Annotated in this window: 17 protein-coding genes; 6 read left to right on the top strand and 11 right to left on the bottom strand. The window is 69.5% G+C overall.

The window, feature by feature from the left end; all coding sequences use genetic code 11:
- Nucleotides 1-174: 174 nt before the first annotated feature.
- A complete protein-coding gene (locus P3102_RS37265) occupies nucleotides 175-2424 on the bottom strand; it encodes an ABC transporter permease (protein ID WP_276365341.1) in 2250 nt (749 codons plus the stop codon).
- On the bottom strand, nucleotides 2424-3119 hold the full coding sequence (locus tag P3102_RS37270; protein ID WP_276365342.1) for an ABC transporter ATP-binding protein: 696 nt from the start codon (nucleotides 3117-3119) through the stop codon (nucleotides 2424-2426). The genes P3102_RS37265 and P3102_RS37270 overlap by 1 nt, the downstream gene beginning before the upstream one ends.
- Nucleotides 3120-3365: 246 nt before the next feature.
- Between P3102_RS37270 and P3102_RS37275 the strand changes: the two genes are divergently transcribed.
- From P3102_RS37275 to P3102_RS37285, 3 genes are read left to right on the top strand one after another with little or no spacing between them, the layout of a single operon-like run.
- The gene (locus P3102_RS37275; protein WP_276371541.1) at nucleotides 3366-5075 is read left to right on the top strand and encodes a histidine kinase; all 1710 of its coding nucleotides are present in this window, start codon (nucleotides 3366-3368) and stop codon (nucleotides 5073-5075) included.
- The gene (locus P3102_RS37280; protein ID WP_037334212.1) at nucleotides 5072-5722 is read left to right on the top strand and encodes a response regulator transcription factor; all 651 of its coding nucleotides are present in this window, start codon (nucleotides 5072-5074) and stop codon (nucleotides 5720-5722) included. Before P3102_RS37275 ends, P3102_RS37280 begins: the two co-directional genes overlap by 4 nt.
- 14 nt (nucleotides 5723-5736) lie before the next feature.
- Nucleotides 5737-7044: an amidohydrolase gene (locus tag P3102_RS37285; RefSeq protein ID WP_276365343.1), complete on the top strand. Its 1308-nt coding sequence runs from the start codon at nucleotides 5737-5739 to the stop codon at nucleotides 7042-7044.
- 33 nt (nucleotides 7045-7077) lie between these two features.
- Here P3102_RS37285 and P3102_RS37290 read toward each other — a convergent pair whose 3' ends face one another.
- Entirely contained in the window at nucleotides 7078-7764 is a 687-nt protein-coding gene (locus tag P3102_RS37290) for an SDR family oxidoreductase (RefSeq protein ID WP_276365344.1), read from the bottom strand.
- A 268-nt stretch (nucleotides 7765-8032) separates the two neighbouring features.
- On the opposite strand from P3102_RS37290, the gene P3102_RS37295 reads away from it, so the two are divergent.
- Together P3102_RS37295 and P3102_RS37300 are read left to right on the top strand one after the other, a co-directional pair.
- Nucleotides 8033-8185 carry a hypothetical protein gene (locus tag P3102_RS37295; protein ID WP_276365345.1) on the top strand — a complete coding sequence of 51 codons (153 nt, stop codon included), beginning with the start codon at nucleotides 8033-8035 and terminating at the stop codon, nucleotides 8183-8185.
- Nucleotides 8186-8304: 119 nt separating this feature from the next.
- Entirely contained in the window at nucleotides 8305-8535 is a 231-nt protein-coding gene (locus P3102_RS37300; RefSeq protein WP_276365346.1) for a hypothetical protein, read from the top strand.
- Between the two features lie 200 nt (nucleotides 8536-8735).
- Here the strand turns inward: P3102_RS37300 and P3102_RS37305 are convergent, their stop codons facing one another.
- The 6 genes from P3102_RS37305 to P3102_RS37330 all read right to left on the bottom strand — a co-directional run bounded on the left by P3102_RS37305 (nucleotide 8736) and on the right by P3102_RS37330 (nucleotide 17425).
- Nucleotides 8736-9359: a class I SAM-dependent methyltransferase gene (locus P3102_RS37305; RefSeq protein WP_276365347.1), complete on the bottom strand. Its 624-nt coding sequence runs from the start codon at nucleotides 9357-9359 to the stop codon at nucleotides 8736-8738.
- A 234-nt stretch (nucleotides 9360-9593) separates the two neighbouring features.
- Nucleotides 9594-11213, bottom strand: a complete 1620-nt coding sequence (locus tag P3102_RS37310) for an SdrD B-like domain-containing protein (protein ID WP_276365348.1) — start codon at nucleotides 11211-11213, stop codon at nucleotides 9594-9596.
- Between the two features lie 111 nt (nucleotides 11214-11324).
- On the bottom strand, nucleotides 11325-13421 hold the full coding sequence (locus P3102_RS37315; RefSeq protein WP_276365349.1) for a PhoX family phosphatase: 2097 nt from the start codon (nucleotides 13419-13421) through the stop codon (nucleotides 11325-11327).
- 179 nt (nucleotides 13422-13600) lie between these two features.
- The gene (locus P3102_RS37320; RefSeq protein WP_276365350.1) at nucleotides 13601-15661 is read right to left on the bottom strand and encodes a PhoX family phosphatase; all 2061 of its coding nucleotides are present in this window, start codon (nucleotides 15659-15661) and stop codon (nucleotides 13601-13603) included.
- 98 nt (nucleotides 15662-15759) lie between these two features.
- Nucleotides 15760-16977 (bottom strand): MFS transporter, encoded by a 1218-nt coding sequence (locus P3102_RS37325; protein WP_276365351.1) that lies wholly within the window; start codon nucleotides 16975-16977, stop codon nucleotides 15760-15762.
- Nucleotides 16967-17425: a MarR family transcriptional regulator gene (locus P3102_RS37330; RefSeq protein ID WP_276365352.1), complete on the bottom strand. Its 459-nt coding sequence runs from the start codon at nucleotides 17423-17425 to the stop codon at nucleotides 16967-16969. The genes P3102_RS37325 and P3102_RS37330 overlap by 11 nt, the downstream gene beginning before the upstream one ends.
- A gap of 76 nt (nucleotides 17426-17501) precedes the next feature.
- Between P3102_RS37330 and P3102_RS37335 the strand changes: the two genes are divergently transcribed.
- Nucleotides 17502-18137 carry an HAD family phosphatase gene (locus P3102_RS37335; RefSeq protein ID WP_276365353.1) on the top strand — a complete coding sequence of 212 codons (636 nt, stop codon included), beginning with the start codon at nucleotides 17502-17504 and terminating at the stop codon, nucleotides 18135-18137.
- An 82-nt stretch (nucleotides 18138-18219) separates the two neighbouring features.
- On the opposite strand, the gene P3102_RS37340 is transcribed toward P3102_RS37335, so the two are convergent.
- Together P3102_RS37340 and P3102_RS37345 are read right to left on the bottom strand one after the other, a co-directional pair.
- Nucleotides 18220-19302, bottom strand: coding sequence for an inositol-3-phosphate synthase (locus tag P3102_RS37340; protein ID WP_276365355.1), 1083 nt, complete (start codon nucleotides 19300-19302; stop codon nucleotides 18220-18222).
- 63 nt (nucleotides 19303-19365) lie between these two features.
- On the bottom strand, nucleotides 19366-19911 hold the full coding sequence (locus tag P3102_RS37345) for a PadR family transcriptional regulator (RefSeq protein WP_005168208.1): 546 nt from the start codon (nucleotides 19909-19911) through the stop codon (nucleotides 19366-19368).
- Nucleotides 19912-20007 lie beyond the last annotated feature (96 nt).

Raw genomic sequence — 20007 nt, forward strand, 5'->3', positions numbered from 1 at the left:
ACCGGCCCTTTCCCGCCCCCGCACCTCGGGATACCCCCTGCGTATCCCCGGTGCCCGTGCGTCCCTCCCCGGCAGAGGGACGACGGGGCACCCAGGCCCGTGGGTGGATCACCACCGACTCCATCCACGAGACCTGCCCGCCCGGACGCCATGACGCCATTCGGGCGAACTTCCTCACTCGTCGGCCAGTGGCTCCGACTGCACCCGCTTGAGCGCCGGGGTCGAGACGGATGCCCCGAGCAACGCCACCCCGATGCCCAGCACCACGGGCGCCAGCAGCCAGGGGCTCAGCACGACCGTGTCCTTCTCGACCATGCTGTAGAGCCCCATGCCGACTCCGATCCCGACCACGCCCGCGCCGATGGTGGCCACCATCGCGGGCAGGGCCGCTTCCATCCGCAGCGCCCTCGCCAGCACCCGCACCGGGGTCCCGGCCGCGATGAGCGCCCCGAAGGTGCGGCGGCGGTCCATCACCGAGCCCGCGGTCGCCACGGCCGCGCTGCACCCGGCGAGCACCCCGGCGGCGATCAGGCCGATCACGGTGACCCGGCGCAGGTCGCCGAGCTCCTGCTGCTGGCCGATCAGGTGCAGGCCGCGGCTGCCGACCTCCTGGCCGGGTGCCGCGCCGACCAGCGCGGTCCGCACGACCTCGCCGTTCTCCGGTGTCGTCGGCACGAGCACGTCGAACCGCTCCGGCGTGACGCCCGCGGGAACCAGGGCCGGGTCGATGACGATCGTGCCGGCGGTGTCCTCGTCGCCCATCGGGAAGAGGTGCACGGGAGTCTTCGGATTCAGCGGCGTACCGGCCTTGTCGTACTCCGCCGTCACGCGGTACTCCGCCGGGTTGATCCCGGCCCTGCTGTAGATCGCGGGCTCCTGCTCGCAGGAACCACCGATGTTCACCCGCAGCAGTTTCGTGGCGTCCTCGCAGGTCATCACGAAAGCCCGGTTCAAGTTCTCGGAGCGGGTCCCCATCTCGCCGGTGGCCAGGTAGACCTGCCCGACCGAGACGGCCTTCTCGGTGATCCCGTAGCGGGTGAGCGACGCGTTGGCCCGGCCGGCGATCTGCTGCGCCTGCGTGGCGTCGGCTTCGGCGTAGAGAACGTTGTCCTTGAAGGTCCGGCCGCCGCCCGCCATCGACTCGAACGAAGGCAGCAGGGTGAGCGCCATCGAGCCGGTGAAGACGGCGAGCACGACACCCGCCGTGGCGCGGTAGGCGCTTTTCGGGTCGTCACGGAGCCTGCGCCCGGCCAGCAGTGATGCCGGTTCGCGCCAGATCCGGACGAAGGTGCCCCCGACCGCCGAGGTGACCCACGGCCCGATGATCGCGGCCGATCCGACCAGCAGGAACAGCCCCAGCATCACCATCGGCAGGCTGGCGTTGTCCTGGGTGACCGCGAAGAGGAAGAAGGCACCGGCCACGGGGACCGCGAGCAGCCGCCACCAGTGCAGCGGTTTGCGAGCGTGTGCCGAAGCCGCGAACAGCGGAGTCTTCAGCACTCGGCGGATGCCGAGGACGCCGGCGAAGACGACCAGCAGCGGGATCGCGATGGCGACCGCGATGGTCGAGCCGAGCGGGAGGTCGAAGTCCGAGGCGAGCCAGGTCCCGCCATCCCAGGGGACGAACGTCGAGAGGCCCTGGAGCGCCGGTGCCACGAGGATGCCGAGTAGCGCGCCGACCGTGGCGGACAACGCCGTCTCGGCGGCGACGATCTTCGTCACCTGGCCAGGGGTCGCGCCTGCCAGCCGCAGCGCCGCCATCCGCACCTCGCGCCGTGCCGCGGTGAGCCGGGCGGAGGACGCGACGAGCACCAGGCTCGGCACGAGCAGGACGATGACGCCGACCCAGGCGAGCAGTTCGAGCAGCGGGTCGGGTTCGGCCTGCTTGCCGGGGAAACCATCCGCGGCCATCGCCGTCTTCGGCATCGACTCCGGGGTGTGGCCGACGACGGCGACCAGCTGCTCCGGATACATCAGCGAGTCCGGGCCGAGCGAGTCGACGAGTGTGCCGAACCGGTCCCCGAGCTGGGCCTGCGGCGCGGACTGGATCAGTTTCCCGAGCGCGGGGGAGACGACCGCCTCGCCGGGGGCGGGCAGCCGCGGGATGCCCGGCGGCAGGCCGAGCATCGGGGCGGTGCCGGTCCGGGCGATGTCGACGCGGACGATCTCGCGGTCACCCGAGTAGTCCTTGGTCGCGGCCATCAGCAGCGGCGCCGCGCGCTGGGGCTGATCGGACTCGGAAGAGTAGCTGTAGGTGTCCTGCCAGATCGCGCGCTGGGAACGGGCCTGCGTGGCACCGGGAAGAGAGGCGAGCAGGAGCACCAGACTGGTCGCGACGGCGACCCCGACCGCGGTGAGGATGGCCGACGTGCGGGTCCGGCGGTCGACCCGGAGCACCCGCATGGCCAGCTGGAAGCTGTTCATCAGGCGGCCAGCCTCGTCGCGATCAGGCCGTCCCGGATGGAGACGGTGCGCGGCATGGCTTCGGCGAGCTCGCGGTCGTGGGTCACCACGATCACCGCGGCACCGCTGTCGGCGGCCGCGGCGAGCAGCGCGTCCATGGTGGCCCGGCCGGTGCGGGTGTCGAGCGCGCCGGTCGGCTCGTCGGCGAAGATGACCTTCGGCCGGTGCGTCAGCGCGCGGGCGATCGCGACGCGTTGCGCCTCACCACCGGAAAGCTCGCCGGGGCGGCGCTTCTCCTTGCCCGCGAGGCCGAGCTTCGCCAGCCATTCGCGGCCGGCCTCGATGGATTCCTTGCGGCCTTTGCCACCCAGCAGCGACGGCAGCGCGACGTTCTCCTCGGCGCTCAGTTCGGCGACGAGCATCCCGGACTGGAACACGAACCCGAACTCGGTGCGCCGCAATTCGCTGCGCTTGCGCTCGTTGAGCTGGTCGACCCGCTGCCCGGCGAGGAAGATCTGCCCGGAGTCGGCGCGGAGGATCCCGGCGAGCACGTGCAGCAGGGACGTCTTGCCCGAACCGGAGGGCCCGACGATGGCGACCGCGTCCCCCGCCTGGATGTCGATGTCGATCCCGGCCAGCGCGTGCTGCGTGCCGTACCGCTTCACCAGTCCACGCCCGGCGAGTACCGGCTGCCCTGTCCCCTGTGGAGCTACCACCGCGAGTCTCCCTAGTCAGTCACTTGTGTTCGGCTTCGGGGGAGAGCTTCGCCGCGAACCACCTATGTCCACTTCGGGCAGACGGCCAGTGCTGATCACCCGCGCATCGGCCGATCGGCCGACCCGGCTCGGGCCGGTCGGCCAAGGTGCGGGCGGTGGCGGATCCTTTACCGTCACGGTGTGACAGCAGGTCCCTCCCAGAACAGGTTCGCCGCGCGGGTGAGCGCGCTCGCGCGGCGGATCGGCATGCCCGCCGTCGTCCTGCTGGCCGCGCTCGCCTTCGACCTGGTCTTCGTGACCGACGCCGCCTTCGACGACACCGGCCCCCGCGGTATCGATCTCCTGCTGTTCCCCGGCATCTTCGCGATGGTGTTCTGCGCGCTCTGGGCGCAGCGGCGGGCCGCCGTCGGTGCCGTCGCGGCCTCGGTCGTGCTGGTGGCGTACACGCTGGTCATCCGGTATCTCGACATCCCGACGTACTCGAGTGTGCTCGCCCATCTGTCCATCACCGAGGTGGTGGCGGGGGTCGAAATCCTGTTCTACGCCGCCCGCCGGACGCGGCCGGGGGTCGCGTTCGCCGTGATCTCCGGTCTGGTGCTGGCCACCCTGACCGCGGTGTCCGGCCGCTACTACTACGGCGACAGTTCGAGCGGCACCATGGCGCAGGCGATGCTGTTCGGCGGAGTCCTGCTGGGTTGCACGCTGGTCTTCGCCATCCCCGGGCGTGACCGCACGGTGACCCCGAACCGCTACGAGAAGCTGCAGAAACTCAACAAGCTGGTGCTGGGCCAGTGGCCGCTCATCGGCATGCTGGGGGTGGCGCTGGTCCTGGAATTCGGCTTCACCTACGCCAGCGGGGTGCAGGGCTTCCCCATCGTGGTCTGCTCGATCGTGGCCGCGGTCATCGCGGTCGCCGCGCCGCGCCGACCGGCCGACGCGATGGTCGCGCTCACCGCGGTCATGCTGCTTTCCGCGCTGGTGACGCCGTTCCTGCGGCTGAAGTACGACTACCCGACACCTGGCGGAGTGCCGGGAACGCAGGTCGTCGCGGGAATGGGCCTGGTCGTCACCCTGGTCCGCGCGGCCGGGCTGAGCAAGGCCGTGCCCCGGATCGCCGGACTGTCCGTGGTGGTCGCCCTGGCCTGCGTCCTCAACGCCAAACGGCCGACCCCCGATCCGACGACCGACCCGGACGACATCGCCGGTTTCGCCGTCATCGCGCTGCTGCTGCTCGGCATCTCGGTCGCGATCGGCCTGGCGCTGCGTTCGCGGGATTCGGAACGCACGCAGGTCATCCAATCGGCGATCTCCGACGCGCAGACCTCGGAACGGATGGCGTTGGCGCGGGAGCTGCACGACGTCGTCGCCCACCACGTCACCGGGATCGTCGTGCAGGCGCAGGCGGCGAAGATGATGGGCGAGAAGAATCCGCAGGTCGCGGTCGAGGCGATGGGCCGGATCGAGGACGCCGGGGTGGAGGCGCTCGCGGCGATGCGGCGGCTCGTGCGGAGCATGCGCGGCGACGCCCCGGCCGGGAGCAGCGAATTCAGCGAACAGGCCACCACCGATCTCGCCGCCGACCTGCGGACGCTGATCGAACGGTCGAATCACGGCGTGCGGACGTCGATGAAGCTCGAACTGCCGCCGGACGTGCCGCACGAGGTCGGGCGATCGGCGTTGCGGCTGGTGCAGGAGTCGCTGACGAACGTCGGCAAGCACGCGTCCGGCGCGAAGGAGGCGCTGGTCATCGCCGAGGTGACCGGAAGCGAACTGCACCTCCAGGTGACCGATGACGGACGCGAACCGGAGCGTCGTCCGGCGGGCGGGTCGGGCGGCTACGGTCTGATCGGCATGCGCGAACGGGTCGCCCTGCTCCACGGCCGGCTTTCCGCCGGCCGGGCGCCGGGCGGCGGATGGCGCGTCGAAGCGTGGCTACCACTTGAAGGAGAAGAGTGATCCGGGTATTGATCGCCGACGACCAGGACATGGTGCGGATCGGCTTCCGGATGATCCTGGACGCCCAAGACGACATCGAGGTGGTCGCCGACGTGGCGGACGGTGTCTCGGCGGTCGCGAAGGCGCGCGAGCTGCGGCCGGACGTCTGCCTGCTGGACATCCGCATGCCGGGGATCGACGGGCTCGAGGTCACCAAGCAGCTCGCGGGGCCGGACGTCGCCGATCCGCTGAAGGTGGTGGTGGTCACGACGTTCGATCTCGACGAGTACGTGCACACCGCGCTACGGAACGGCGCGAGCGGGTTCCTGCTGAAGGACGCCGGGCCCGCACTGCTGATCGAGGCGGTGCGCGCGGCCGCCCGCGGGGACGCGCTGGTCTCACCGCAGATCACCGTCCGGCTGCTGAAGCATTTCGACGGCGGAGCGGTGAAACGCGACGTCAGCCCACCTTCGGAACCGCTGACCGCCCGGGAGCTCGACGTGGTCAAGGCGGCCGCGAAGGGGCTGACGAACACGGAGATCGGCGCCGAGCTGTTCCTGTCGTTGTCCACGGTGAAGACGCATCTGGCATCGGTGCAGGGCAAGGTCGGTGCGCGGAACCGGGTGGAGATCGCGGCCTGGGCGTGGCGGAGCGGTGTCGTGGACTGACCTAAACTCGATTCATGCAACGCCGTTTCCACGCTCCCGTCGTTCTTCCCGCCGACCCCGCTTGCTCGTTGCTGCGTGACGCCGTGGTCGACGTGGACGAAGCGGGGCGCATCACCCATGTCGGTCCCGTGGCCGGGGCTCCCGAGACGTCCGCTCCCGTGACCCGGTTGAGCGGTCTTCTCCTGCCCGGCCTGGTGAACGCGCACGCGCACAGCCCGATGACGCTGCTGCGCGGGATGGGCGGCGACCTGCCGCTGCTGCGGTGGCTGACCGAGATCATCTGGCCGACCGAGGCGAAGCTGAAGCCCGCCGACATCCGCACCGGCATGATGCTGGGCTCGGTCGAAATGCTGCGGCACGGCGTCACGACCAGCGCGGAGATGTACTTCGAAGGCGAGCAGCTCGCCGACGCGGTGCTCACCACCGGTGGCCGGGTGGTGCTGGGCCCGCCGATCATGGAACTGCCGGGGACGGACTGGCGCGCGATGCTGAAGGGCATCGAACGCTGGATCGACACCGACGGCCTCCGGTTCGGGCCCGGCGAGCGGATCGAGGTCGGCTACGGGCCGCACTCGGCGTACATGCTGAACGCCGAAGCGCTGCGCGCGACCGCGGAATCGGCGGCCGAACGTGGCGCGCTGGTGCAGATCCACGTGGCCGAGGCGGCGCTCGAAGACGTCGAACAGCGTGAAGAGCACGGTTCGGTACCCGCGTTGCTGGAGAAGGTCGGGATGCTGCGGGGCCGGACGCTCGCCGCGCACGCCATCCACCTTTCCGACGAGGACATCGCACTGTTCGCCGCGCGCGGTGTCGGGATGGCGCACTGCCCGGGCTCGAACGCGAAGCTCGCTTCAGGCATCGCGCGTGTGACGGACCTGCGGAAGGCAGGCGTCGCCGTCGGGCTCGGCACGGACGGCCCGGCGTCGAACGACGACATCGACCTGTGGGAGGAACTGCAGCTCTCGGCGATGTTCGCGCGGCTCGCGACCGGCGAGTCGACCGTGCTGACCGCGGCCGACGCGTTCCTGCTCGGCACCCGCGGCGGCGCGGACGCGCTGGGCCGCACCGACATCGGCGCGCTGGAAACCGGCCGGTGGGCGGACATGGTGCACGTCGACCTCGACGACCCGGCGTTCGCGGCAGGTATCGACGTCCCGGACGAGCAACTGCTCTCGAACCTGGTCTGGGCCGCGGGCTCGCGGCGCGTCCGCGACGTGTGGGTGGCGGGCGAGCAGGTCGTCGGCGACGGCGAATCCCTGCGCGTCGACCGCGCGAAGGTGCAGGCCGAAGTCGCGGAAACCTCGGCGCGGCTGCGTTCTTAGGCCGCGGGTGGTCACTCACGACCCGCGGGACGGCTAGACCAGGCCGCGCGGGCGGAGGGTCACGTCGGTGGGGTGCGCGTCACCGGTGGCGGAGACGGCGGCGAGGACGGCGGCCGCGACGGATTCGGGGCGCAGGAAGCGTTCCGGCTCGTATGCGCGGCCTTCGTCGGCGACGATCGCCTGCTGCATTTCGGTGTCCGTGCGGCCGGGGTAGACCGACGTCACCCGCAGCGCGGACTCCTCCTCCCGCAGCGCGTCGGCGAAGGCGCGGACGGCGAACTTGCTGGCCGCGTACGGACCCCAGCCCGGGCGCGCGTTCTGCCCGGCACCCGAGTTGATCACGACGACATGCCCCTTCGCGGTACGCAAGGCGGGCAGCAACTGCCTGGTCAGCGTGACGACCGCGAGCACGTTGACCTCGAAGTTCGCCCGCCAGTCGGCGTCGGTCGCGGCCTCTACCGTGCCGAGCCTCGCGACGCCCGCCGAGTGCACCAGCACGTCCAGCGCGCCGAATTCGGCGGTCGCCGCCTCCAGCGTCTCGGCGTCGGTCAGGTCGATCGGCCACGGCCGGGCGTCGGGCAGCGTGCCCGCCAGCGCGCCGAGCGCGTCGGCGTCACGACCGCCGAGCAGCAACCGGTGGGTGGGGGCGAGCGCGCGGGCGACCGCGGCACCGATACCGCGGGTGGCACCGGTGACGAGAGCCAGGGGGAGGTCAGCCATGCCACCACGCTAGTGGTTCGGAGTTGAACGACTTACGCGTGTCCAGGAAGCGATCTCGCGTGATCAGGGAGCGCACACGCGTGATCGGAGGCGTAACTCGCGTGATCGGAGGGCGCACACGACCGGCGGCTTCGCCGCCCGGGGGAGCCGGCCGTCCACGCCGCGGATCGCTTCCAGCGTCGACGGCATCAACGGATGGCCGGCGAAATCCTTCGCCAGGATCGGATGCCCGTGCCCGGTCGACCGCGACCGGAAGGAACGCTCATCCGTGACGCCGACAGCGCTCGGAGAGGCCGAATACGACGGGCGAAGCGATCCGGCGGCCACGACCGCCCGAATCCCCACGACGGCCAAGAGCACCACGGTCACCCTCGTCACCGGCAAGACCGGTGCGGTGTTCGGCGCCAGCAGACCGTGGTAACCCATCTGGAACACCTGATAGGCCAACGAGAGCGCGGCCGCCACCGCCAGCAGACCCGGCGCGGCGACGTACCGGCCGCGCGAGCACGAACAGCGCGGTCAAGGCGACAACGCCGAAGAGTGCGGAGATCAGGCCGCACCAACGGTCCCAGCCCGGCGACCAGCGCGACCGGCCAGGCCCGCAGGTCGTCCATTGTGGACACCCGGCGGACGAGCGGCCACCAGGTACCGCCCAGCCACAAGATGATCAGGCCGGTCTCGAGCCCGGACGTCGCGAAGTCGCGGAACGGCGGCAACGCGCACATCACCAGCGCGCCGCCAGGCGCGAAACCGTGGACCGCCAGCGGCTGATAGAGCCGCCGGGCGCCGTCCAGGCCGAAGAACAGCCCGGTGACCGAGAAGACCAGTCCGATGATCGCCGAGATCCACTCCAGCGGAACCCCGGGTATCAACCGAAAACGCTCAACGCCACTGTCCACAACGGACTGGTGTTGGCCTCGACCCGCCCGCCTCGGTTGCGTGCGCAGGAGATCAGACCCGCGGCCCGCGAGTCAGACCGCGCGGGCGGCAAGGCAGGCTTGGGGCAGCTTCCTCCCTTCCATGGCCAGCCGTGCGGCGACCTCGAAGCCGGTCCGCTCCAGTAGATCGGCGACCCGGCCGGGTTCCAGCAGGTACGCGTCGTAGGTGACCGGGTGGCCGTACGCCGTCTTCGGGCTCAGGCGCTCGTCGCCGACGTGGAACCCGAGCAGCACTCGCCCACCCGGCGCTAGCACACGGCGGAACTCCGTGAACACCGCCGGGAGCACCTCCGGCGGGAGGTGGAAGATCGACCACCAGGCGACGAGACCGCCCAGTTCGCCGTCGGGGAGATCGAGGGCCGTCATCGAGCCGACGAAGAACCGCAGCTCAGGATGACGACGGCGGGCGATCTCGATCATCTTCGGCGACAAGTCGACACCGGTGACGTCGAGGCCGAGCGACGCCAGATGGGCGGTGACATGACCAGGGCCGCAACCGACGTCGACGACCGGGCCGCGTACCTGCTCGGCGAACGCGGCGAGCATCGCGCGGCTGATCGGCTCCTGTTCGAAGAGCGGCTCGACCCGCGCCACGTAGTCCTCGGCGACAGTGTCGTAGGACTCGCGGGTGGTGGTCAGAAACGAGGGTTCGGTCACGGTGGGCGACGTTAGCGGCACCCACCGACAGTTCTCGCTCGTGGACGGTGCGGAGATGGCGTAACTCGCGTGATTGAGCAGCGAACTCGCGTGATCGGAGGCGTAACTCGCGTGATTGAGCAGCGAACTCGCGTGATCGGAGGCGTAACTCGCGTGATTGGCGGGCGCACACGCGTGATCGGAGGCGTAACTCGCGTGTGCGGTGGTCGATCACGTGAGTTCGGGGCCGCGAGTTCACGGCTCGAGCAGTCCGGCGTCCCTGGTCAGGTCCTCGGGTGCGTCCGGCTCGGCCACCGGCGTGCAGCCGGTCGCGGGATCCACCGCCGAATCGGTGCCGTCGTACCGCGCCGCGCCGGGCTGGGTCGGCTGACGTGCGCCGACGTCGAAGCACACTTGGTACGAGCCCGGCGGCACACGGTCGAAGGCGTAGCGCCCGTCCGGCCCGGTCACGGTCGAGCTCGTCTCGGTGCCCGAAGCGTCCTTCAACGTCACCTTCACGTCGGGGACGCCGAGTTCGTCGCGGCTCTGGAGGCCGTCCTTGTCCTTGTCCAGCCACACGAAGTCGCCCAGCCTGCTCGTCGGCGCGGTCAATCCCGCCGCGAGCGTCAGGTCGACACGGTTGCGAGGGCCGACCGCGGTGGTCGCGGTGCAGCCGTTCGCCGGGTCGGCGTCCGAGTCCTTCGCGTCGTCGCCCGCGTCCTTCGTCGTGTACGTGACGGGAAGCCCGCTGATGTCGAAGCAGACCTGGTAGATGCCGTCTTTCAGGTTGGTGAAGCGGTACTTGCCGCCGTCGTCCGTGGTGCGTGTCCCGAGCGCCGTGCCCGACGCGTCCTTCAAAGTCACCTTCACGCCCTGAACGCCCGGCTCCCCGGAGTCCTGCAGCCCGTTCCCGTCGAGGTCGGTCCAGACGAACTCGCCGATCTCGTCGATCGCGGGCGGCGGGGTGACCTTGATCGTGGTGGTCGCGGTCTTCTTCGGCACCGTGCCGCTGGAGACGGTCACGGTGCTCACGTGACCGTTGTCCGCTTCGGTGACGTTCTTGTGGTCGCAGGTGACGGTCGCGGCTTGGCCGGCCTCGAGGGTCGCGATCGGGGTGGGCTTCACGTCGCACCACGGGTCCACGACCTTGATGTCGGTCAGGGTCGTGGTGCCGTCGTTGGTGACGGTGAACCGGTAGTTCGCGGTGGTGCCCGCCTCCAGCGTGGCCGTGGCGCCCCACGTCCCGGTCGCCGGATCCCGCACCTCCGCCTTGGCCGACAACGAGGCGATCTGCAGGTGGACGCAGTCCCACATCACCCAGTTGCGGTCGGTGGCGGCGAAGAACCTCACCGAACTCGCCGACGGCGGGGCGGTCGACGGCGGGAAGTCCTGCCGGGCCAGCGCGCCGTCCGCCTCGACGGCGTGCACGACCTTGAGCTTGTTCTCCAGGACGACCTGGCCGGACCCGTTGTAGAACCGCAGCCCCGTCTCCTGGACGGCCTCCGCGCGCCGCAGGTTGCCATCGTTCGTGCCGGTCCAGTCGGTCAGCGTGTAGACGGCGCCGGGCACGAACTTCATCGCCGCGTAAGCGGTGCTGACCATCTTGTCCGGCGTCGAGATCAGAGCGTATCTGCCACCGTCGGACTGGTAATCGTCGTCCGTCGACAGCCGCGGCTGCTTGCTCCTCGGCGTTCCGTCGGGCACCGGGGCGGCCGGGTTGAACGTGTACCCGGCAGGCGGGCTGCCCTGCTCCACACTCGGATTCGGTGCGGCGCCGCCGGTGCAGCCGGACGGGACGGTCGCGGCCTGCGCAGACGCGGAAACGACGCCCATCACGAGTGTGCCTGCCGCCATGAACACCAGTGCCCTTTTCACAGGGCTGAAGCTAATGAGCGGGACGGGGTGGCGTCATCACCGAACGGTGTCGTCCGGCGCCCCGATCAGGCGGAAGAGTCTTGCCGAGAGTGATCGGGGCGCCGGAGGCCACTACTTGACGCCGATGCGGCCGACCTGGCCCCAGCGGCCCTTCTTCCACACCGAAACGATCGACGGCCGCGGCTGCGTCGTGCCACCGTCCGGCCAGTGCGACGTCGGGTTCGCGGAGCTGGCCGCGTCCTCACCGGGATGCTGCACGGCGACGAGCACCAGGTGGTCGGTCACCACCGGGCCACAGCATTCCGCGCCCACCGGGACCGACAGGAACTGCTTGACGTGCCCGCGTTCCGGACCGTCGACCGGCACCGAGAACAGGCCGTCGTGGGAGCCGAGCGCGTTGCCGTCGGTGGAGATCCACAGGTTGCCGTGCCGGTCGAACGCGACGTTGTCCGGGCAGGAGATCGGGCTGACCTGCTCCTTCGGGAAGCCGCCGAAGTAGGTGTCCGCCGTCTTCGGGTCCCCGCAGACGAGCAGCAGCCGCCAGGAGAACTTCGTGGCCGCGGCGTCGCCGCGGTCCTCCTCCCACTCCAGGACATGCCCGTTGCGGTTGTTCGGCCGCGGGTTCGCCTCGTCGACGTTCGCCTTGCCGGCGGGGCCACGCTGGCTGTTGTTGGTCAGCGCCGCGTAGATCCGGCCGTTGACCGGGTTCGGCTCGATGTCCTCGGGGCGGTCCATCTTGGTCGGCTGGACCTTGTCCGCGGCCTCACGGGTGAAGACGTAGACCTCTTCGGCGGTGAAGCCGTCCACAAAGGACTTGTTGCCGGCGGCCAGCGGGATCCACTCGCCGACGCCGTCGAATTCGCCGTCGGCGGGCAGCTTTCCGGTGCCGTCGATCTCGGCGGCCGGGCTGTCGCCGGTGAAGCGGGCGACGTACAGGGTGCCGTCGTCGAGCAGCGCCGAGTTGTGGCGACGCGCGTGCGCGCTCTTGCCCGGCTTGTACTTGCCCTTGGAGACGAACTTGTAGATGTACTCGAAGCGCTCGTCGTCACCGGAGTAGACGGCGACGCGGCCGTCCTTGGTGATCTTGACGTTCGCGGCTTCGTGCTTGAAGCGGCCGAGCGCCGTGTGCTTGATCGGTGTCGAGTTCGGGTCGTTCGGGTCGATTTCGACGACCCAGCCGAAGCGGTTGGCCTCGTTGGGCTCCTGCGCGAGGTCCCAGCGCTTGTCGAACCGCTCCCACTTCCGGGTGCTGGCGGTGCCGGAGAAGCCGTACCGCTTCAGCCGCGCGGCGGCGACCGGGTCGGTGACGCTCGCCGCGTTGGCGAAGTACTGGTTGACGTTCTCCTCACCGGAAAGCACGGTGCCCCAAGGGGTCACGCCACCGGCGCAGTTGTTCTGCGTGCCGAAGACCTTGCGGCCGGTGGGGTCCGCGGAGGTCTTGAGGTACTTCGAACCGGCGGCCGGGCCACGCACCTCGAAGGCGGTGTTCAGCGTGATGCGGCGGTTGAACGGGCTCGGCGTCACGCGCAGCGCGCCGCCGATCGGGTCGCGGAAGGCCTGGACGACCGAGAGGCCGTGCGCGGCCCACGCGATCTTGACCTGCTCCTCGGTCGGGTTGGCCGGGTCGTACTGGTCGGCCGGGAACATGTGGACCTCGGTGGTGTACTCGTGGTTCACCACCAGCAGGTTGCGGATGCCCAGCGGATCCTGCGGAATCAGGCCGACGAAGTCGCAGTTGTAGCCGAACTGCTTCGCCTGCGCGGCCGCGGTCTGCTTGCGGAAATCGAACTTCGGCGCGCCCCACTCGACGGCGTCGCCCCAGCGGATGACGACGCGCTGCTCGTATCCCTCGGGGATGGTGATCGCGTCGAGCGTGTTCGGCGGCACGGCTTCGAAGTCGGTGCCGGGCACCGGGCGTCCGGGACGGCCCGGCTTGCCGTGCCCCGCGGCCTCGACGGGGGTTTCGGCGGCGGCCGTGCCGGACAGCGCGGCGAAACCACCGGCGGCCGCGGCCAGCACGGCGCCGGCCTTCAGGGCGCCACGGCGGGACAGCATGTCCTTGACGACGTCGCCGAAGTATTCGTTGTCCGACGTGTTGGGCTCGGGGTGGGCGCACGCGTTGCCGCAGCGGTACTCGCAGGTGACCGCGGAGCGGCCACCGGGGTGGGAGGTGATCAACGGCAGCAGCCGCTGAGGCTCGAAGGACACAGGGCCTCCATGGTCGCGGTGGGTACACGTAGTCCAGTCGGGGGAACGTTGTGACGGTAAGCGACCAAAACGATCCGGCTCTGGCCGGCAGATGAACAGCGCGCGAACGAGCGATGGCGCGCTGCCCGACCCGGCAGCGCGCCATCGACGAAAAGTACTGCTAGATCGTTGCTTACCGACTAAGAACCGATGTCGGACAGGCCGTGCCTGCCGGGTTTCCAGACCGCCACCACCGAGGGACGAGGCTGGGTTTCCCCGCCGTCCGGCCAATGGGAGGCCGGTTTGTCGGCGTTCGCACCGTCCACTTCACCCGGATGCTGGACACAGACCGTGACGATCTTCCGCTCGACGATCGGCCCGCAGGTCTCCGCGCCGCGGGGCACGGTGAGGAACAGCTTCAGCTCCCCGCGGTTGCGGCCCTCCAGCGGCACCGAGTAGAGGCCGTCGTTGATGCCGAGCGCGCCCGCCGAGTCGGTGGAGATCCACAGGTTGCCGTGAGCGTCGAAGGCCACGTTGTCCGGGCTGGAGATCGGCGAGACCTGGTCCTTGGGGAAACCGGCGAAGTAGGTGTCCGGTGCCGCCGGATCACCGCACACCAGGAACAACCGCCAGCTGAAGGTCAGCGCGAGTGCGTCTCCGCGCCGTTCCTCGACCTCCAGCACCTGGCCGTGCTTGTTGTTCAGCCGCGGATTGGGTTCGGTGGCGCCTTCCTTGCCGGGGTTGCCGCGTTCGACGTTGTTGCTGAGGGCGCAGTAGATCCGGCCGGTGCGCGGATGCGCCTGGATGTCCTCCGGGCGGTCCATCTTCGTGGCGCCCACCTTGTCGGCCGCCTCGCGGGTGAAGACGTACACCTCTTCGGCGGTCATTCCGTCCACGAAGGACTTCTTGCCCGAAGCCAGCGGGATCCACTCGCCGCCGCCGTCGAATTCACCGTCGCCGGGCAGTTTTCCGGAGCCGTCGATTTCGGCGGCCGGGCTGTCGCCGGTGAACCGGCCGACGTAGAGCGTGCCGTCGTCGAGCAGGGTCATGTTGTGCCGCCGAGCATGGGCGCTGTCGCCCGGCTTCATGCGGCCCTTCGAGATGAACTTGTAGATGTACTCGAAGCGCTCGTCGTCACCGGAGTAGGCGACCACGCGGCCGTCCTTGGCCACGCGGATGTTCGCCGTCTCGTGCTTGAACCGGCCCAGATGCGTGTGCTTGACCGGGGTGCTGTCCGGATCGTTCGGGTCCAGTTCGATCACCCAGCCGAAGCGGTGGGCCTCGTTCGGTTCCCTGGCGATGTCCCAGCGCGCGTCGAACCGCTCCCATTTGCGGGTGGTCGCGGTGCCCTTGATGCCGTAGCGCGCGTATCGCTTGCGCTTCACCGGGTCGGCCACCGTGTCCGCGTTGCCGAAGTACTGGTTGATGTTCTCCTCGCCGGACAGGATCGTGCCCCACGGCGTGACCCCGCCCGCGCAGTTGTTCATCGTGCCCAGCACCACCGTTCCGGTGGGGTCCGCGGCGGTCTTGAGCAGGTCGCCGCCCGCCGCCGGACCCGTCACCCTGAACGGCGTGTGCAGGGTGATCCGCCGGTTGTAGCGGGACATCTTCGGCCGCAGATGTCCGGTGTCGCGTCCGCGCGTCACCTGGACGACGGTCAGCCCGTGGGCGGCCCACGCGATCCTGACCTGTTCCTCGGTCGGGTTGTCCCGGTCGTAACCGCGGAACATGAACTCTTCGGAGGTGTACTCGTGGTTCGTGACCAGGAGCGAGGAGAGGCCCCAGTGATCGAGTGGCAGCAGCGCGGCGAAGTCGCAGTTGTAGCCGAACTGCTTCGCCTGCGCCTCGGCGGTTTGGTGGTCGAAGTCGAACTTCGGCGCGCCGGGCAGCACCGCGTCACCCCAGCGGATCACGATGCCCTGTTCGTAGCCCTCGGGCACCACGACGGCGTCGAGAGTGTTCGGCTGGACCCGCTGGTAGTCGGTGCCGGGCGGCGGCTTCGGCCGTCCCCGGCCTGCCGGCTCGGCCGCCGGCTCGGCCGAGGCGTGCCCGGCGAGCGCGAGCGGAGTGCCGGCGGCCAGCGCGACGACGGCCGACGCCTTCAACGCGCCACGGCGGCTCACCGTGCCGAGCACGTCGGCGAAGGTGGGGTTGTCCGACGTGTTCGGCGCGTCGTGGAAGCACGCGTCGCCACAGCGGTAAGTACAGGTCACTGACGCCCGGCTTGGTGAGTGGCCGGCCAGCAACGGAAGGAACTTCACGCGGACCTCCGCATCTGCGGTTCGAGAGGTCGACGCTAAGGCACCGGACCAACGAGAGGAAACCCCTCGTTGGTCCGGTGTTCACTTTTTGTTCCGATTCACATCTCTTCGCCCACGAGGGCCGCTTCGGCCGGGATCGTGTGCGGGTCGGCGGTCTTCTCACGGATCGTCAGCAGGGCACCGGCGAGCACGCACAGGATCGCGGCGATGACGAACGGCGCCTGCTTGGCGCCGAACCACTCGGCAAGGTGGCCGACGACGGTCGCGGCGACCGCGCCGCCGAGCCAGCGGCAGAAGTTGTACCCGGCGCTCGCGACGGGACGCGGGGCGCCGCTGATCGACATGGCCGTGCCGGTGAAGAGCGTGTTGAGCAGGCCGGACACCAGACCGGACAGGACGATGCCGACCACCAGCACCGGCTTGCTCGGGATCGCCATGATCAGGAGCAGCACGGCGTAGCCGAACACGGCGACCACGGTCGCGTGCCGCTCACCGAGTTTCGCGGCGAGCTTCGGCGCCAGCACCACCCCCGCGACGGCGACCGAAAGGCCCCAGCCGCAGAAGATCAGGCCGACGGCGACGGCGCTCCACTCCAGCACGAACGGCGACCAGGCCAGCACCACGAAGAACGCGGCGGTGTAGAGCGCGGAACCGATCGAGGTGCGCAGCAGCCCGCCGTGCTTCAGCGCGCGGAACGGGTCGAGCAGCCGGATCCCGGGCCGCTTTTCCTTCGCGTCGGTGGTCAGGAAGACCGAGCACAGCACGAGACCGCACAGCATCAGCAGCGAAGTGCCGAAGAACGGGCCACGCCAGGAGATGCTGCCGAGCAGGGCGCCCAGCAGCGGGCCGACCGCGAGGCCGACCCCCAGCGCGGCTTCGTACAGCAGGATCGCACCCGCCTGGCCGCCGGTCGCGGCGCCGACGATGACCGAAAGCGCGGTCGCGATGAAGAAGGCGTTGCCGAGACCCCAGACCGCACGCAGCCCGATGAGCTGCTCGATCGACCCGGAGGCGGCGCAGAGCGCGGTGGCGACGACGACCAGCGTCAGCCCGACGACCACGGTCCGCTTGGCCCCGAACCGGGCACTCATCGCGCCGGTGACCAGCATGGCGACCGCCTGGACACCGAGGTAGCTGGAGAACAGCAGCGTCACTTCGGACGGCGTCGCTTGCAGGCCTTCGGCGATCGACAGCAGGATCGGGTCGACCAGCCCGATGCCCATGAACGCGATGACCGCGGCGAACGCGGTGATCCATACCTGTTTGGGCTGCCCCTTGACGGCGTCCAACAGGCTCGAGTGGTGCTCAGCGCTCATCGCGGATCAGTTCCTCCTTCTTTTCTTCGTGCAACAACCTGGTGAGAGCGGGGAGTGCGGCTTCGATCGCGGCGCGATCGGTCTCGTCCAGCTCGAAGAGCCGCTCGCGGAGGAATTCCTCCCTGGCGACGATCAACTGCCGATGGAAGCGCCGCCCCTCCTCGGTGACCTCGACGAGTACCGCCCGGCCGTCGGCGGGATCGCGACGGCGGCTGACCAGGCCGAGCCGGTCGAGACGGCGGACGACGTCGGTCATCGTCGGCAGCCGGACCCGCTCCAGGTCGGCGAGCGTGCTCATCCGGCGCGGACCGCCGTTCAGCAGCTCCGACAGCACCGATCCCTGGGTGAGGGTGAGCCGCACCTGCGGCGTCTCCCGGCGGACGAGGTAGTACAGCCGGAACACCAGCGGGCGCAGCCGGTGGGCGAGGTCGGCGGCTTTCGTGGTCACTTAGCTATGCTAACCAAATTACTGAGCATAGCTAAGTAATCTGCCGCACAGGTCTCCACGGCCTAGGCTTGGGAGTGTGGAAGCGGTGATCTTCGATCTCGACGGTGTCCTGGTGGATTCGGAAAAGCTGTGGGACGAGGTCCGGCGATCCGTCGTCCACGAGTTCCACGGCACCTGGCGGGACGAGTCGACCAGGGCGATGCAAGGGATGAGCACCCCCGAATGGGCCGCCTACCTGGCGCACGACCTCGGCGTGCGGCTCCGGCCCTCGGACGTGGCGCAGGTGGTGATCGAGCGGATGGCGCGGCGGTACGCGGAGAAACCGCCGATCATCCCGGGCGCGCCGGGGGTGGTGCGTGAAGTCGCGAAGCACTGGCCGGTGGCCATCGCGAGCTCGTCACCGCCGCTGCTGATCAAGGCCTTCCTCGACATCACCCGGCTGCCGGTGCCGACGGCGGTGTCTTCGGAGCAGGTCGGCGCGGGGAAACCGGCGCCCGACGTGTACCTGAAGGCGGCCGAGCTGCTGGGCGAGGAGCCGAAGAACTGCGCGGCCGTGGAGGACACGACGAACGGGCTGCGCGCGGCGCTGGCCGCGGGGATGACGGTGTACGCGGTGCCGAATCCGCACTTTCCGCCGGACCCTTCGGTATTGGCGGAGACGACGGTGATGGGGAAGATCACGGACCTGCCGGCGGCGCTTCAGGAGGGCTGAGGCGCCCTACGCGAGTGCTATGAAGGGGCCTTTCATTGCAAAATTTGCAATGAAAGGCCCCTTCATAGCGCGCTACGGGGGGTCACGCCTCGCCGGCGATGAACTTCTCCACCTCGTCGCGCGCGGTGGCGTCGTCGTACTGCTCCGGCGGCGACTTCATGAAGTACGAGGAAGCCGAGAGGATCGGGCCACCGATGCCGCGGTCCTTCGCGATCTTCGCGGCGCGCACGGCGTCGATGATGATGCCCGCCGAGTTCGGCGAGTCCCACACCTCGAGCTTGTACTCCAGGTTCAGCGGCACGTCACCGAAGGCGCGGCCCTCGAGCCGGACGTAGGCCCACTTGCGGTCGTCGAGCCACTGCACGTAGTCGGACGGCCCGATGTGGACGTTGCCCTTGCCGAGCTCGCGGTCGACCTGCGACGTGACCGACTGGGTCTTCGAAATCTTCTTCGACTCGAGCCGCTCCAGCTCCTTCATGTTCAGGAAGTCCATGTTCCCGCCCACGTTGAGCTGCATCGTCCGGTCGAGCTGGACGCCGCGATCCTCGAACAGCTTCGCCAGCACGCGGTGCGTGATGGTGGCGCCGACCTGGGACTTGATGTCGTCACCGACGATCGGGACACCGGCCGCGCGGAACTTCTCCGCCCACTCGGGGTCGGAAGCGATGAACACCGGCAGCGCGTTGACGAACGCCACACCGGCGTCGATGCACGCCTGCGCGTAGAACTTGTCGGCCTCTTCGGAACCCACCGGCAGGTACGACACGAGCACGTCGACTTCGGCCTCGCGCAGTGCCGCGACGATGTCGACCGGGGTCTCGTCGGATTCCTCGATGGTCTCGCGATAGAAGCGGCCGAGCCCGTCGTAGGTGTGACCGCGCTGCACGGTGACGCCCAGCGGCGGCACGTCGGCGATCTTGACGGTGTTGTTCTCGCTGGCGAAGATCGCCTCGGACAGGTCGCGGCTGACCTTCTTGGCGTCCACGTCGAACGCGGCGACGAACTCGATGTCGCGGACGTGGTACTCACCGAACACGACGTGCATCAACCCGGGCACGCGAGTGCCGGCATCCGCGTCGCGGTAGTACTGAACGCCCTGGACCAGCGAGGCCGCACAGTTGCCGACGCCCACGATGGCCACCCGAACGCGGCGGTTCTCGCCCATGCCGGTTTCTCCTTCATTAGTTCAACAGTTGTAGGTGGTGCGCAGCGAGGACCACAGAGCGCCTCAGGTCTCCGGTCCACGCTGCTCGGCCTGTTCGTGCGCGATGAGCTCGTTGAGCCAGCGCACCTCCCGCTCACTGGATTCCAGCCCGAGCCGGTGCAGTTCACGGGTGTAGCGGTCGATCTTCTCCTCGGCCCGCGCCATTGCCGTCCGAAGCCCTTCTCGGCGTTCCTCGACCCGGCGACGACGGCCTTCCAGGATTCGCATCCTGACGTCGGCCGGTGTCCTCGAAAAGAACGCCAAATGGACGCCGAAGCCTTCGTCGTCCCACGTCTGCGGCCCGGCGTCGCCGAGCAGTTCGGCGAACCGTTCCTTGCCCTCGGCGGTGAGCTTGTACACGCGCTTGCCCCGGCGTGCCCATGCCCGGTCTTCCACCTCTTCGAGCTCCTCGACGAGGTAACCGGCGCGAAGCAGCCGACGCAAGGTCGGGTACAGCGAGCCGTACGAGAACGTCCGGAACATCCCGAGCGTCTCATGCAAACGTTTGCGCAGCACGTACCCGTGCATGGGGGTCTCGTGCAGCAGCCCCAAGATCGCGAGCTCGAGCACACCGCACCCCCTTCCGGGAACAAACCACGACCGGTCACGTTGGCCACCGTGACCGGTTCGGTCAACCTACCGGCCCACTATATCGCGCCGATACAT

The organism is Amycolatopsis sp. QT-25 (assembly GCF_029369745.1).
GTDB lineage: Bacteria > Actinomycetota > Actinomycetes > Mycobacteriales > Pseudonocardiaceae > Amycolatopsis.